A 14,530-nucleotide genomic window follows, 5' to 3' on the forward strand; every position below is an offset into this window, starting at 1 on the left:
GCACGGCGATGCGCGGACGCTGCGCGGCGATGCGCCGACGCCGCACGGCGGAGCTCAGACGTCGCCCAGTGCCGCCCGGACCTCCGGTGCGAAGGACCGCACCCGCACCACCGCGTCGGCGACCCGGCGGACGGTGGCGGCGTTCATGTGCGACCACAGCGGGACGGTCAGCACCGAGTCGGCGAGCCGGTCGGTGCGCGGCAGTTCCTCCGCCTGGCCGAGGTGGGCGTAGGCACGCTGCCGGTGGACGGGCGGGTGGAAGTAGCGGCGGGTGTCGATGCCCTCGGCCTTCAGCGCGGCGGCCAGCTCACGGCTGTTCAAACCGAACGCACCGGCGTCGAGGATCAGCGTGAGGTCCTTGAAGGTGGAGGTGTCGCCGTCCTCCGGCAGGGCGAGCCGCAGGCCGGGCAGGCCGGCGGTGGCGCGGGCGAACTCGGCGACCAGCGTGCCGCGGTGGGCGACCCGGGCGGACAGGCCGGCCAGCCAGGTCAGGCCGACGGCGGCGTGCAGTTCGCTCATCCGGGCGTTCAGGCCGGGGAACAGGGTGTCGTAGTCGCCGGGGTTGCCGTAGTCGCGGGCGGTGCGCAGGGTGGCGGCGAGTGCCGCGTCGCGGGTGGCGACCAGGCCGCCCTCGCCGGCCACCGCGACCTTGGTCGGGCTCATCGAGAACACCTCGGCCAGGCCGAAGTTGCCGACCGGCACGCCGCGCCGGGCCGAGCCGAGGCCGTGCGCGGCGTCGTACACCAGCGGGACGCCGGCCGTGTCGGCGATCCGTTGCAACTCCTCGGTCTGGCAGGGCGTCCCGTACACGTGGGTGGCCATCATCGCGGCGGGCGCGTCGGCGGCCTTCAGCCGTGCCTCGGCGTCCGCCGGGTCGAGGGTGATGTCCTGCTCGCGGGCCTCGGCGAACAGCGGGGTGCCGCCCGCCCAGTGCGCGGCGTGCGCGGTGGCGGAGAAGGTGAAGCCGGGCATCAGTACCGGGCGGTGGCCGCCGACCCCGGCGGCCTGCAGGACGAGCATCAGGCCGGCCGTGCAGTTCGACACCGCCACCACGTGCGGCACGCCCAGCAACTCGGCTGCCTGCTCCTCCAGTTGGCGGACGGTGGGCCCGTTGGTGAGCATCCCCGAGTCGAGCACCTCGGCGAGCTTGCCGAGCAGCCGTTCGCGGTCGGGCACCCGGACGCGGGTCAGCGGCAGGCCGTCGGGGAAGGCCGGGGCACCGTCGAGGACGGCGGGGCGCAGTTGGTCGGTGGTCATGTGGTCGATCCCCCCTGGGTTCGGTACGGGTCCGGTGCGCCGACGGCGACCGGAGGTTCGGGCCCCGGGCCGCCGCCCCACTGGCCTGGCTGCACCCGCCACACCGGCGGGCGGCGGCGGCGCGCCACCCGGCCGGAGCCGGCCGGCCGGGGGATCGCCAGCAGCACCAGGACCAGCGGCAGCACCTGCACCCGCTCGCGGGACAGGATGCCCATGTTGTTGATGGTGGAGAAGGCCCAGCAGAACAGCAGGGTGTACACCACCGCGAAGGCGACGTACGAGCGCTGGACGAACAGCTTCGGGATCCGGGCGAGTTGCGGCCAGGCCCGGACGAACATCACCAGAAGCGCGAAGCACTCCACCGACTGGATCAGGTTCTGGATGTTCGACGCCTCGAACGGGAACGGCCGGAACAGCACGCTGATCACCGACATCGGCAGCCGCGCCGGGTTCAGGCTGAACGCGGGCGCCGGGTCCTCCGCCGTCGCGGCGTTGATCACCGAGGACCCCTGCGAGGTGCGCCGCGAGGTCTCCGACAGCACCTGGTTGACGGCGTCCCCGCCGGTGCCGCTGGTGCCGAAGAACGTCGACACCTGTTGCAGCATCAGCATCACGCCGACGCCCAGCACCGCCACCGTCAGCACCGTGCGCAGCGGCCCCAGCGCGGACACCTGCTGCGGCCGCTTGCGCAGCACGTACGCGACGGTGAGCCCGGCGCCCGCCAGCACCGTGACGTGCGGGCGGACCATCGCGGTGCCCAGCGAGCCCACCGCTATGCACACGAACGCGCCGAAGCGGCGGTCCAGCAGCCGGGCCACGCCGTACGTGGTCAGGCCCAGGCAGAACATCATCCAGGCGTCCTTGCCGATGCTGGACGGCCAGAACAGCAGCGAGGGCAGGAAGAACACCAGCTTCGCGTAGCGCCGCGAATCGGCCTCCGGGAAGGCGATCTGCAACGCCCGCCAGAAGAACAGCAGCCCCCAGAAGCCCAGCCAGGAGAACACCAGGAACCCGCCGACCAGGGTCGGGCCGGTGATCCCGTAGACCACCCCGGTGACGATGATGACGAAGCCGGTGCCCGCGACCTTCATGCCCAGGTCGTAGTGCAGCCCGCCGAGCAGGTCGGTGGTGGTCAGGTACTGGGCGAGGTCCGAGCCCTTCTGGTCGTACATCTTGGCGTCCGCCGCGCCGCCGTACAGCACGAACGCCATCAGGTAGCGCGGGAACGCGCAGGCCAGCTTGGCGCCCATCGCGATGATCAGCAGCTTGAAGACGCCGCGTTCGGGGTTGTTCGCCGCGATCCGGGCCAGGATCGGGGTGCCGATCGCCATCAGCGCCGGCGCGACCAGCAGCGCCCCCCAGGTGTCGTACGTGGTGTGCACCATCGCCAGCACGAACACCGTCACGTAGCCCATCACCAGCGTCCAGGCGAGCGCCGTGAGCCGACCGCGCCGCACCGCCTCGCGCAACCGGAGGAGCGGCCGGGGAGGGCCGACGGGGGCCGTCGCCATCAGAAGACCTCCAGGTCGCCGAGGCTGAACCGCCAGTCGGCGAGGGCGCGTTCGGCGGGCAGCGGCCCGGTCGGGGTGCGGGCGGCCAGCACCATGCCGGTGCGCGGCGCCGTCAGGCAGCCCGCCCGCAGGCCCGCCTCCGCCGCCTCGGTGCCCGGCGCCAGGTGGGTCGCCGCGTGGTCGCAGCCGGACGCGGCGGCGGCGCGCAGCAGCCCGGCGGCCGCCGCCCGGTCGCCGGGGCGGACGATCAGTTCGGCGAGGGTGAACTCGGCCAGCGGGCCGCGCCGCCGGGGCCGGCCGAACGCCAGCCCGACCAGCTCGCCGCCGCGTTCCACCGTCACCACCCGGTAGTCCAGGCCCGGCGCGGCCCCGTACCGCCAGGCCAGGTACCGGGCGGTGCGCGCCGTGCGCAGCCGCGGCTCGGCGGCGTCCGCCAGCTCCCGCTCCGCCAGCAGCTCCGGCAGCCGCGGGTCCGGGAAAGCGAACCAGTCGGCGGCGGTGGGCAGTTCGCAGCGCGGCGGCCCCGACGGGCCCGGGCGGCGGGCCAGCGCCGCCCGCGCGCCCCGGGCGAACGACAGCGGCCGGGCCACCCGCAGCGCCACCGGCACCCGGCCCAGCTCCCGCCAGCCCATCCGCAGATAGCCCGGCAGACTGTTTCCGTTCGGCGTGTTGAACACCAACTCGGCCTCACCGGCGACCTGTTCGAGCAGCTCCATGGTCAGCCGGCGGAAGATCCCGCGCTTCTGGAAGTCCGGATGGGTCGCGGTGTCCACCGGCCGCACCGCCGCCACCTCGCGGCCCCGCGCACTCAGCCACGACCAGCGCAGGAACAGCCGCACGCCCACGATCCGCCCGTCCGGTGCGACGGCCACCAGCCCCGGACTCGACCCGAACGGGTTCGCCCGGTGCTTCCAGTCGAAGAACTCGGCGCTGCGCCGCCCCGTCGGCCCGCCCGCCAGCGAAGCCGTCAGCAGCTCCAGGACCATCGGCACATCCGCCGACTCCAGCCCGCGGTACGTCAGTTCACCGCTCACGTCGTGCTCGTCCCCTCCGGACTCAGCGGGCCAGCACCCGTGCGTAGACCCGCTCGATCGCCCGCTGCGCGCCCGCCACGTCGAAGGACTTCGACCGCTCCCGGGCGGCTGCGCCCATTCGCGCCCGCAGCCCCGGATCGGCCGCCAACTCGGCCAACGCGGCGGCCAGTTCGGCCGGGTCGCCGGGCGGCACCAGGCGGCCCTCGACGCCGTCGTCCAGCACCTCCGGCATGCCGCCGACCCTGGTCACCACCGACGGCAGGCCGCTGGTCATCGCCTCCATCAGCGCCACCGGCAGGCCCTCCTGGCGCGAGCTCAGGCAGAACACGTCCAAGCCCGGCAGCAGCGCCGGCACGTCCCCCCGGGAGCCCGCGAACAGCACGCCCTCGCCCGCCCGTTCGCGCAGCTGCGCCTCCAGCGGGCCCGAACCGACCAGCACCAGGCGGGAGTTCGGGTGCTCGCGGCGCAGCAGGGCGAACGCGGCCAGCAGTGTGGCCTGGTCCTTCTTCGCCGTCAGGTTGCCGACCGTGCCGATCACCAACGCGTCCTCGGGCAGGCCGAGTTCGGCCCGGGCCGCGCGGCGGGCGGCCGGGCCCGACGGGGCGTCGCCGAGGTCCGGGCCGTGGTGCACCACCGTCAGCCAGTCGCCCGGGCGTCGGCGCTCGATGCCCGCCGCCACCGCGTGCGAGACGGCGATCACCGCGTCGTTGCGCCCGTACGTGAGCGCGTTCGCCCAGCGGGTCGGCAGCCGGTAGCGCTCCCACAGGTTGTGCTCGGTGTGGACGAGCTTCCGGCGGCCCGGCAGCAGCCGGGCCGCGACCGCCGGCACCGGCATGTGGGTGTGCACCAGGTCGTACCGGCGCTCCGCGAGCAGCGCCCGCAGCCGCAGCGGCCAGCGCCGGGCCGGCGCCGCGCCCAGGCAGTGCACCGGGACGCCGGCCGCCGCCAGCGCGGGCACCAGCGCGTCCTTGTGCGGCAGCACGTACGCCACCTCGATCGCGTAGCGCGAACGGTCCGCGTGGCGCGCGCAGTTGACCAGCAGCTGCTCCGCGCCGCCCCGGCCCAGGCCCTTGGCCAGCCAGAGCACCCGGGCCGGCCGCCCCGTCACCGCTCCTCGCCCAGGCGCAGCTGCAGGGTGGTCTCCGCCGGCTCCTCCGGGGGCAGTTCGGCCGGCCGGCGGCCCCAACTCGTCGCGCCGTCCCGGCGGTCCGGGCCCTCGCCGTACACCGGCGCGCCCGGACGCGGGTCGGCGGGCCGCTGGTGCTCGCCCGCGCGGCGCTGCGGCTCCACCCGGGGCGGCGGCTCGGCGCGGCGCTGCTGCTCGGGGACGGGCGGGGCGGTCTTCGCTGCGGCCTTCCCAGTGGCCTTCCCGGCGGTCTTTTCGGCGGGCGCGGCCTTCGTGGCGGGCCGGCCCGGCCTCGGGGTGCGCTTGCGCCGCCCTGTGGTGCCCTCGGCGCCCAGCAGTGCCACGCCGGCCACCGGCACGCCGGTGCGGGCCAGCAGTTCGGAGACCCGGTCCGCCTCCTCCGGGCGGACGTTGCCCGCCATCACCGTCACCAGCACCGTGTCCGCGTGCTGCACCAGGTCGTAGGCGTCGTTGGCGTGCAGCAGCGGCGAGGAGTCGATCAGCACCACGTCCGCGTGCCGGCGGGCCAGCTCCAGCACCTCCCCGGCGCGCAGCACCAGCGCCGCCGGGTACGCGGTGGTGTTGCCACCGGTGATCAGCGCCACGCCCGACACGTTGGTGCGGCGGATCAGGTCCACCAGGTTCGGCAGCTGCTCGCCCGACAGCAGCTCGGCCATGCCGGGGCCCTCGTCCACCCCGAACTGGCCGCGCAGGCCCGGCTGGCGGAAGTCGCAGTCCAGCACCAGGACTTGGCGTCCGGTCTCGGCGAGCGTCGCCGCCAGGTTGGCCACCGTGGTGGTCCGCCCGTCCCCGGAGCGCCCCGACATCACCAGCACCACCGGCGCCGGGCCGGTGGCCCGCCGGGCCCGCCGGTCGTCCGGGTCCAGACCGCCCTGGCCGAGCTGCACCGAGAGCGCGCGCGGGCCGGTCAGCAGCAGGGTGGAGCGCAGCGAGCGGTACGCCTCGGTCGCCGGATCCTCCGGGCGGGCCGTCACCAGCGGCTCGCGCAGCCGGCGCAGGCGCCGCGACAGCCGGGGGATCTCGCCGATCACCGGCAGGTTGAACGCCTCCTCGACGCCGTCGCGGGTGCGCAGCCGGGTGTCCATCCGGGACAGCATCAGCGCCGCCACCACGCCGAGCGCCAGGCCCAGCACCACCGCCAGGACGAGGCGGACGCTGCGGGTCGGCGAGGTCAGCAGGTTGCCGCCGAGCTCCTTCGCGTCGATCGACCCCCACTGCTGGATCGCGTCGGTCTGGCTGTAGTTCTGCAGGTCGGCGATCGCGCCCAGGGTCTTGGTCAGCGCCGCCGTCGCGGTGGACAGCTGCGGCTGAAGCTTGGCCTGATCGGTCGCATTCGCACGGCTGAACTGCTTCTGCAGATCGTCGAGTTGCTGCTGCTGGGCATCGGCCTGGGCGCGCAGCCGCTTGATCGACTCGTCGGCGCTCTTCTTCGACTCCTGGCCGTAGCCGGTGATGGTGGCCTCCGACAGCGCCGCCGCCAGGTCCGCGCAGGACTGCTGGGTCGGGCCGGTGGTGGTGAACACCAGCATCTGGGTGGACGCGGCCGCCACCGTACGGCGCGCCGACAGGCCCGCGACGTCCGTGATGTGCAGCTTCTGCGCCGCCGCCGTGGTCACCGCCGAGCCCTGCGCGTACGACAGCACCTGGTCGGCCCGGACGGTGTCCGCCGCGCCCGCGACGGGAGTTATCGCCACCTTGCACTGCCACTTGCCGTTGTCCACCGTGTCACCGGTCGGCGTCAGCACGAATCCCACGATCAGCGCGGCGACCGTACAGCCGGCCAGCAGCCGCCAGTACCGCCGCAGAACGGTGAACAGATTTGCCGGTTCCACCGGTTGGTTCCCCTCGCCTCGTCCCGACGCCCGCGCCCCCGCCCGACGGGCGGTCCATGCGGCTGCGGCCGCGCACAGTTGGACGGTCCCCCCAGACCACATCCCCTGGCGAACGATGCTTCCCGGCCCGGACCTGCGGCGCAAGCACTTTGGCGATTCCGGTGCCAAGCTGTGGACGTATTCCGGACGCCCGAAGGCGAGGTGACGAATCGTCAGATTCGGTGAAGGGTTGGTGGGGGAGCGAACCGTCCGCCCCGCGTCAGGTCAGTGCGCGTTCGTAGAACTCGACCATCCGGGCGGAGACCTGCTGGAGCGTGAACCTGGTCAGGAAACGCGCCCGGGCCGCCTTCGCCCGCACCAGCGCCTCGCCGCGCCCGTCCAGCGTCCGCAGCAGCGCGGCCGCCAGCTCGCCGGGCCGCTGCGGGGGCACCAGCAGCGCGTAGTCCTCCGAGCCGACCGTCTCGCGCAGCGCCGGGACGTCCGCGCACACCAGCGGCACCCCGACGCCCATCGCCTCCATTGCCGCGCTGCCCAGCCCCTCCCAGCGCGAGGGCACCGCGCACGCGTCCGCCGCGGCCATCAGGTCGAACACGTCGTCCCGCGGCCCCAGGAACCGCACCCCCGACGTCCGGGCGGCCAGCTCCTCCAGCCGGGCCGTCTCGGCGCCCCGGCTGCCGGCCAGCAGCAGCACCGCGTCCGCGCGTGCCGCGCGCACCGCGGGCCAGGCGGAGAGCAGCACGTCCAGGCCCTTCTGGTACTGCTGCCGGGCCGCGGCCAGCACCACCGGGACGTCCTCGGCGAGCCCCAGCTCCGCCCTGGTGGCGGCCCGGCGCTGCGGCGTCACCGAGCCGAGCAGCAGCGGGTCGCGGCCGCGCGGCACCACGTCGATCCGGCGGCGCGGCACCAGCAGACGGGCCGCCATCGCGTCCGCGACGTGATCCGTCAGCGCGTGGAAGCGGCGCACGCCCTGCGCGGTCAGCGCGTCCACGCCCTGCGCGGCCCGCACCTTCCACGGGCTCAGACCGCGGGCCCGCAGATGCTCCGGCCCGTACGCCGAGTTCACCAGGCTGGAGACCACCGGCACCCGCGCCGCGAGCGCCGCCGGGCGGCCCAGCACGTCCGACTCGTACAGCGTGGTGTGCACCAGGTCCGGCCGGCGGCGGCGGAACTCGGCGCGCAGCGCGGCCAGTCGGGCCGGACGCGAGCCGCGCAGCACCGGCACCGGTTCGGCGCCCGCCGCCCGCAGCTCGGCCTGGAACCCGCCCGGCGACTCCTTCAGGAACGCCACCTGCAGCTCCACGCCCGCCCGTACCAGCAACGGGGCCATCGCCGCCAGGCCCTGCTCGGCGCCACCCACCCGGCTCACACTGTCGATCACGTACACCACGCGCACCGCAGCAACCCCCTCGCCAAGGCCACCCCCTGACCGCCGCTCAGCATCCCAGCCCAGCCGGGCCCGCGTCCGCGAAACCGGTCAGCTGGCCGCCGGCGGGGCGGTGGTGAGCATGCCGGTCAGGGCGAGGTCGAGCAGGCGGCCGGCCTGTTCCGGGGTGTCGTGCTCGCGCCTCCACGCGGCGGCGTTCCGGTGGACGAGTTCCTCGCCGGCAACCTTCCGGCGCTGCGCGAGCTCGCCGACGGCCGGTCTGTGTGAGCCCCCCGCGAGCTGCGCCGTCGTGCTGGTGTGCATACTTACCGGACGATCATTCGTACGTAGAGGTGATGGTGCGGTGAAACTGGCTGAAGCGCTCGCACAGCGCGCGGCTGCGGTGCGGCAGGTGGAGCAGTTGCGGGCCCGAGTCGTCGGCAGCGCCCGCTACCAGGAGGGCGAGGAGCCGGCCGAGAACGCCGCCGAGATCCTGGCCCAGGCCGCAGAGGTGCTGGCCGAACTGGAGCTGCTGATCCGCCGGATCAACCGCACCAACGCCACCGTGGTCGTTGAAGGCGGCGGCACCCTCACCGACGCCCTCGCCCGCCGCGACGTCCTGCGCCTGCGCCACTCGGTCCTCACCTCCGCCGCCGACGCCGCCTCCGGCCGCGACCAGCGCGGAGCCGTCCGGCAGCTGCGGTCCGAACTCCGGATCCTGTCCGCCCTCCCGGTCGCCGAACTCCGCGCCCAGGCAGACCTGCTGGCCAAGGAGATCCGCGAGGTGGACACCTTGATCCAGCGCACCAACTGGGAGATCGACCTGATCGAGGACTGACCTCCCCACAGACCGGGTGTGGGAAGCAGGTAGTCGTGGAGGCGTGCACACACCGCGGCCGGCGGTTCATCCGGCCCTGGCGCGCGAAGAGCAGCGCAGGGGTTCGATTCCTCACCAACACCGCAGCTCAGCAACGCGCACAAGTGACAGAGCACACCGAACAGCTCACCACCACCGTGCAGATCCACGACGAGGGCGGGAACGGGGCGCCCCACACCCAGAACGAGGGCCGTGCCGCACCGTGGCACGGCCCTCGCGCACTGACCAACTCGCATCAGGTGGCGCGCAGTTGGCCGAACCGGGCCCGCCGGCCCGAGGCGTCTCGGTAGGGTCGGGCGCATGGCCGAGCCGCGCGTTCTGCACGTGATCACCGATCCGCGCGCCCGGGGCGCGCAGCGTCTCGCCCGCGATCTGCATGCCGAACTGGTGCGTCGCGGCCAGGCGTCCGAGTTGGTCGCGCTGCACCCGCACCCGGACGCCGGCCCCGCCGACCCCGTCGCCGTGCTGGGGCCGTCCCGCCACCACCCGGCCACCTTGCGTGCGCTGCGGCGGGCCGCCCGCCGGGCCGACGTGGTGGTGGCGCACGGGTCGTCCACGCTCCAGGCGTGTGCGCTCGGACTGCTGGCCGCCCGCACCCCGTTCGTCTACGTCAACATCGGCGACCCCCGGCACTGGACGTCAACTCCCGCCCGCCGTCTGCGAGTCGGCGCGTTCCTGCACCGGGCCTCCGCCGTCGCCGCGATCTCCCCGCACGCCGTGGAGCTGTTGCGCACCCGCTTCCGGCTGCCCGCCCGTCGACTGCACGTACTGCCCAACGCCCGTCCCGCCGAACGCTTTTCGCCCCCGGCCGGCCCGGCCGAGAAGGCCGCCGCCCGCAAGGCCCTCGGGCTGCCCGCCGGCGGCCCGCTGATCGCCTGGGTCGGCGCCCTCAGCCCGGAGAAGCGTCCGGACCTCGCCCTCGCCGCCCACGCCCAACTCCCCGAGGACGTCCACCTCGCGCTCGCCGGCGAAGGCCCGCTCCGCGAACGCCTCACCGCCGAAGCCGGCCCCCGTACCCACCTGCTCGGCCCGCTCGCCGACCCCGCCCCGCTCTACCGGGCCGCCGACCTGCTGCTGCTCACCAGCGACTCCGAGGGCATCCCGGGCGTCCTGATCGAAGCCGCCCTCGCCGCCCTCCCGGCCGTCGCCACCGACGTCGGCTGGGTCTCCGACATCGTCCGCGACGGCCGGACCGGCCTGCTCACACCCCCGAACGACCCGTCCGCCACCGCCGAAGCCCTCCGTACCCTCCTCGCCACCGACCGCACCCCGTACGGCCAGGCCGCCCGCGAACACGCCCTCACCCACTTCGACCTCACCGCCGTCGCCACCCGCTGGCAGCACCTCCTGCGCCAAGTCGCCGACGGCGCCTGACGATCGGGTGTCTCCGGCCGCGGCTACGCTGCCGACCGGCAGGATTCCGATGGAGGGAGTACGTTCGATGGTCCGCACCAGCCCGTCCCGTCCGCTCGACGTCGAGGCGCTGTTCCCCGAGGTGGCGGCGCTGCGGCGAGAGGCCGTGCGGCTGCATCCCAGGCGCGGGGAGCCCGGGCCGGGGGAGAGTTCGCTGGGCGGCCCGGTGCGGTGGCCGCGTGCCGAGCCGTGGCCGCACTGCACGGACCAGCACCCGCGTACCGCGTACGCGCCGCCGCGCGGTGCGGGGCCCGTTCCGCTGGTGCCGGTGGTGCAACTGCTCGCCGCCGACGTGCCCGAACTGCCGTTCCCGGACGGCACCGACGTGCTCCAGGTGCTGTGGTGCCCGTTCGACCACGAGGAGGGCTACGCGCCGCGGCCACAGGTGTACTGGTGGGACGGCTCACGCGCCGACCTCGAACCCGCCGACCCGCCCCGGCCCGACGGCGCTCCCCACAGCTACCTGCCCGACCCGTGCGTGCTGCACCCCGAACGCATCACCGAGTACCCCTCCTGGGACCTGCCGGACCACCTCCACGACGCACTGGAGGAGCGGTTCGAGCAGGTCGAGGAGGAGACAGGCTGGTCGTACGAGTACCACCTGTCGGTGCCTGACGGGACCAAGGCCGGCGGCTACCCCACTTGGAGCCAGGACCCGGACTGGCCGCACTGCCCCAGCTGCGAGCGCCGGATGGACCACCTGCTGTCCGTCGGCAGCGCCGAGTTCGACGGTGAGAGCTGGCGCACCTGGCTCGCGGTCGAGGACACCCCGGCCGCCGGAACCGTCTGGGAACTGCCCTACGACGAACGACGGTTGATCCAGAGCGCCGCCGATCTGATGCTCGGCGACATGGGCAGCCTGCACCTGTTCGCCTGCCCGCACTGCCCCGACCGCCCGTACGCCCACCGGGCCAGCGCGTAGGCCCGCCCGGCACCTGCCTACGCGTTGGCCCCGCTGCGGTGGCTTCCGGGGCTCGTGGTGGCGTTCCTGTGCTGCCGGTGGCGCGGGGGAGCGTGCGGCGGGTGCGCGCGGCCGAGCGTGGCCTGATGTTCCGGCGCGGCCGGTTGCAGGAGCGCGTCGTGCCACCGGGGTTCGTGCTGATGGTGCCGTGGGTCGATAGCAGGCGAGGATGGAGGGCCTAGCGTTCGCCGAACTCCTCGGCGAGGATCTCCACTTCCTCGCTCGGCCCGGTGATGGTCAGCCACTGCAGCGCGCAGCGGTTGTTGTGGTGATGCAGGAGGTGGCGGGCTTCGGGCGGCCATGGGCCGTACTGGGGCAGTTCCCGGACGAGGACCTCGTCCACCAAGCCGCCGTCCGGGTCGCCCAGGTCGGCTCTCGCGTGCACGATGCCCATCAGACGCAAGGTCGCACGGGCGCTCTCGGAGCGCAGTTCGATGACAGCCTCGCTGGGTCGCAGGTCGGTCCGAATGGCGATCGACGTCAACCAGTGGACATGGCCGCGCAGTTCCTCAAGGCTCACGGCCGAACACTATCGACCGCTACCGACCGCTGACGACCGCCGCCCCGCCGCCCATACTGGGCAGAGGCCGAGGGCGGGGGAGGGATCCGATGGCGGGGCTGATCGTCGCGGGGCTGGTGGTGATGCTGCTGGCGCGGCTGAGTGTGAAGCGGGTGGGGGCGAACGAGCGCGGGGTGGTGTTCCGGCTCGGCAAGGTGCGTGAGCGGACGTTGCGGCCGGGGCTGACTCTGCTGGTGCCGTTCGCCGACCAGTTGCAGCGCGTCGATGTGTCCGACACCTGCGTGGCGGTGCCGTTCCAGGGGCGGACCAAGGACGGCCAACGGGCTCGCGTCGAGGCGGCGTTGACCTTCCGGGTGGCGGATCCGGTGGCGGCGATCGTCGAGGTGCGGAACCACGGCGTGGCGATCTGCCACCTCGCGCTGGTGGTGCTGCGCACCGAGGCCGAGCAGCGCACCTTCGACGAACTGTCCACCGCGCGCGAGGAACTGCGGCTCGCTCTGCTGCGTGAGGTCAGGCCCGCCGCGGCCGGCTGGGGCGTGGAGCTGGACCGCGTCGAGGTAAAAAGTGTCACGCATGCGAAGCCTTCTGCACCCGAACCGACCTTGCCCTGAGCGGAGTTCACCCCTGCCGGAAAGCGCCACTGTGTAACAGCGGTGTAAGCGGACGGAAACCGGAGGAACCGTCCGACAACCGGACGCGTGATGACGCATGCCCGCCCACCGGCGGACCGCGCACCACGCCCCCACAGGAGCCTCCGATGAACCTTCACAAGCCCGCCGCCCTCGCTCTGTTGGCCTGCTCCGTACTCGCCCTGACGGCCTGTGACCCGGACACCACCGCCAACCCGGCGCCCGCCACCAGCTCCGCCGCGAGCAACCCGGCCGGCCAGCCGTCCGCCACCGCCTCGGGCTCCACCGAAGGCTCCGGCGGCAAGTCCTCCGCCCCGGGCGCCAAGCCCGCCGCCGACATCCGCATCTGCGGCAACTCCGAGAAGGAGAGCGACGTCAAGGCGGAGCTGACCCTCGACCGGAGCGCCGACCCGCGGATCACCGGCGTCATCAAGCTCACCAACACCACCGGCACGGAGTGCGTCGTCTACGGCAAGCCCGACCTGCGCACCGACCACACCGCGCAGTTCCAGAAGCTCGCCAGCGGCGTCCTCGGCTCCGGCACCTTCGCCACCGACAAGGCCAACGGCACCGTGCTGCACCCCAACGTGCCGATCTACCAGGCCGTCACCTGGCTCGCTTCGCCGCCCGTCGCCCCGAACGCGTCCTGCACCACCGGCTCGCTGTTGGTGCTGGTCCGCAACGAGGGCGTGCTCAGCCTCCCCATGCCGGTCAAGGACGCCCGGTACTGCCCGATGAAGGAGGAGGGCTCCGACCAGGTCCAGATCGGCGTCCCGCAGACCTCCGAGGCCGACGCCAAGGCCCAGCTGCGCGCCCTCGGCAAGTGACCCGGGGCCGCCGGTAGCCGGGTTCCGGTGGGCGGGTGTGCGGGGGCGCCGCCCGCCCGCCGGGAACCGGCCGGTCTCCCCGGCGCCTGTCTCCCCAGCGTCCGTCGCCCAGCGTCCGTCTCCCCAACGTTCGTCTCTCCGACGCCAGTTCGAGCTGCGCTGCTCCGTTCCGGCGAATTCGGCCGACCGGCGCCGGATCGCCTGGCCCGTGCTCGGGTGGGCTGCCACGCTGCCCTGGTGAAGCCGCTGTTGAGAACCACCGTCCTGATCGCCGTTGCCGGGGGCCTGGTCGCCGCCCCGGCCGCCGCCGCACACGCCGTGTCCGCCTATCCGGCCACACCGCACGGCCTGACCGGGAAGCAGCTGATGGCACCCGGTCAGTACCTCGCCGCCGCCCAGCAGCCAAGGCCGGCCAACCACCACGGGGCACCCCCGGCCGCCCGACCGGACGCGCCCGCGCAGCAGCAGGCCCCGGCCAGCGGGCCGCAAGCCGGTGGACCGCAAGCCGGCGGATCGCAGGCCAACGGGCCGAAGGCCGCCCGTACCCATGAGGCCGTCGAGTTCTTCTGGTACAACTGCTCGCACTCCGCCCGGTTGGAGTCCCCGCTCACCAACTGGGCCGCCAGGCACCAGTCGGACGTGAAGCTGCGCCGCGTCCCGGCGATCTGGGTGGGCAGCCCGGACGAGGCCGAACAGCGCACCCACGCACGGCTGTTCTACACCCTGGACCGGCTCGGCGAGGTGGACCGCCAGCAGGCCGCCGTGTTCCACGCCGTCCGCGACGAGCACGCTGATCTGACCACCGAGCAGCGCGCCACTGAGTGGGCGGCCGCGCACGGCATGGACGCCGCCAAGTTCCGTTCGGCCTATCACTCCCCCGAGGTAGACCGGGCCGTGGAGCAGGCGCCTAAGCTGTTCTCCGACTACCGGGTCAACGAACTGCCCACTGTGGTGGTCGACGGCAACGGCCGCACCTCGCCCACCCGGGCCGGCGGCGTGGAGAACGTACCCGCCGCGCTCGACCAACTGGTCGCCGACGGGAACGCCGGCCACTGACCGACCGGAACCCCCGGCCACTGACCGAGGCGAACTCCGCGGCCCAGCAGGGAAGTTCGGCCCGAAACCATCGACAACCCGTCGACAACCCGTCGACAACCGG

Annotated in this window: 15 protein-coding genes; 7 read left to right on the forward strand and 8 right to left on the reverse strand. The window is 74.0% G+C overall.

Translation table 11 applies throughout. The annotated features are described in order from the left end of the window. Positions 1-54: 54 nt before the first annotated feature. The 7 genes from ACIHEI_RS29205 to ACIHEI_RS29235 form a co-directional block, all read right to left on the reverse strand. A complete protein-coding gene (locus ACIHEI_RS29205) occupies positions 55-1,257 on the reverse strand; it encodes a DegT/DnrJ/EryC1/StrS family aminotransferase (RefSeq protein ID WP_392955049.1) in 1,203 nt (400 codons plus the stop codon). Further along, the gene (locus ACIHEI_RS29210; RefSeq protein WP_396608771.1) at positions 1,254-2,768 is read right to left on the reverse strand and encodes a hypothetical protein; all 1,515 of its coding nucleotides are present in this window, start codon (positions 2,766-2,768) and stop codon (positions 1,254-1,256) included. Before ACIHEI_RS29210 ends, ACIHEI_RS29205 begins: the two co-directional genes overlap by 4 nt. Beyond that, complete coding sequence (locus ACIHEI_RS29215) at positions 2,768-3,802, reverse strand: GNAT family N-acetyltransferase (protein WP_396608772.1); 1,035 nt, start codon at positions 3,800-3,802, stop codon at positions 2,768-2,770. Before ACIHEI_RS29215 ends, ACIHEI_RS29210 begins: the two co-directional genes overlap by 1 nt. A gap of 22 nt (positions 3,803-3,824) precedes the next feature. Continuing rightward, complete coding sequence (locus ACIHEI_RS29220; protein ID WP_396608773.1) at positions 3,825-4,910, reverse strand: glycosyltransferase; 1,086 nt, start codon at positions 4,908-4,910, stop codon at positions 3,825-3,827. Next, positions 4,907-6,781 (reverse strand): AAA family ATPase, encoded by a 1,875-nt coding sequence (locus ACIHEI_RS29225; protein WP_396608774.1) that lies wholly within the window; start codon positions 6,779-6,781, stop codon positions 4,907-4,909. The genes ACIHEI_RS29220 and ACIHEI_RS29225 overlap by 4 nt, the downstream gene beginning before the upstream one ends. 259 nt (positions 6,782-7,040) lie before the next feature. Continuing rightward, positions 7,041-8,174, reverse strand: coding sequence for a glycosyltransferase family 4 protein (locus ACIHEI_RS29230; RefSeq protein WP_396608775.1), 1,134 nt, complete (start codon positions 8,172-8,174; stop codon positions 7,041-7,043). Between the two features lie 81 nt (positions 8,175-8,255). Beyond that, positions 8,256-8,468 carry a hypothetical protein gene (locus ACIHEI_RS29235; RefSeq protein ID WP_392955039.1) on the reverse strand — a complete coding sequence of 71 codons (213 nt, stop codon included), beginning with the start codon at positions 8,466-8,468 and terminating at the stop codon, positions 8,256-8,258. A 40-nt stretch (positions 8,469-8,508) separates the two neighbouring features. Between ACIHEI_RS29235 and ACIHEI_RS29240 the strand changes: the two genes are divergently transcribed. The 4 genes from ACIHEI_RS29240 to ACIHEI_RS29255 all read left to right on the forward strand — a co-directional run bounded on the left by ACIHEI_RS29240 (position 8,509) and on the right by ACIHEI_RS29255 (position 11,356). Beyond that, positions 8,509-8,982, forward strand: coding sequence for a DIP1984 family protein (locus ACIHEI_RS29240; RefSeq protein WP_396608776.1), 474 nt, complete (start codon positions 8,509-8,511; stop codon positions 8,980-8,982). 143 nt (positions 8,983-9,125) lie between these two features. After that, on the forward strand, positions 9,126-9,311 hold the full coding sequence (locus ACIHEI_RS29245; RefSeq protein WP_396608777.1) for a hypothetical protein: 186 nt from the start codon (positions 9,126-9,128) through the stop codon (positions 9,309-9,311). A gap of 10 nt (positions 9,312-9,321) precedes the next feature. Beyond that, a complete protein-coding gene (locus ACIHEI_RS29250) occupies positions 9,322-10,395 on the forward strand; it encodes a glycosyltransferase (protein ID WP_396608778.1) in 1,074 nt (357 codons plus the stop codon). Between the two features lie 67 nt (positions 10,396-10,462). After that, positions 10,463-11,356, forward strand: a complete 894-nt coding sequence (locus ACIHEI_RS29255; RefSeq protein ID WP_396608779.1) for a DUF1963 domain-containing protein — start codon at positions 10,463-10,465, stop codon at positions 11,354-11,356. Positions 11,357-11,573: 217 nt separating this feature from the next. Here the strand turns inward: ACIHEI_RS29255 and ACIHEI_RS29260 are convergent, their stop codons facing one another. After that, the gene (locus ACIHEI_RS29260) at positions 11,574-11,915 is read right to left on the reverse strand and encodes a hypothetical protein (protein ID WP_396608780.1); all 342 of its coding nucleotides are present in this window, start codon (positions 11,913-11,915) and stop codon (positions 11,574-11,576) included. 89 nt (positions 11,916-12,004) lie between these two features. Here ACIHEI_RS29260 and ACIHEI_RS29265 point away from each other — a divergent pair, with 89 nt between their 5' ends. From ACIHEI_RS29265 to ACIHEI_RS29275, 3 genes are all read left to right on the forward strand, one after another. Further along, positions 12,005-12,526, forward strand: coding sequence for an SPFH domain-containing protein (locus tag ACIHEI_RS29265; protein WP_396608781.1), 522 nt, complete (start codon positions 12,005-12,007; stop codon positions 12,524-12,526). A gap of 146 nt (positions 12,527-12,672) precedes the next feature. Further along, a complete protein-coding gene (locus ACIHEI_RS29270; RefSeq protein ID WP_387648515.1) occupies positions 12,673-13,371 on the forward strand; it encodes a hypothetical protein in 699 nt (232 codons plus the stop codon). A gap of 237 nt (positions 13,372-13,608) precedes the next feature. Continuing rightward, positions 13,609-14,427: a thiol:disulfide interchange protein DsbA/DsbL gene (locus ACIHEI_RS29275; RefSeq protein ID WP_396608782.1), complete on the forward strand. Its 819-nt coding sequence runs from the start codon at positions 13,609-13,611 to the stop codon at positions 14,425-14,427. The last annotated feature ends 103 nt before the right edge of the window (positions 14,428-14,530 follow it).

The sequence above is a fragment of the Kitasatospora sp. NPDC051984 genome (assembly GCF_044593455.1).
GTDB lineage: Bacteria > Actinomycetota > Actinomycetes > Streptomycetales > Streptomycetaceae > Kitasatospora.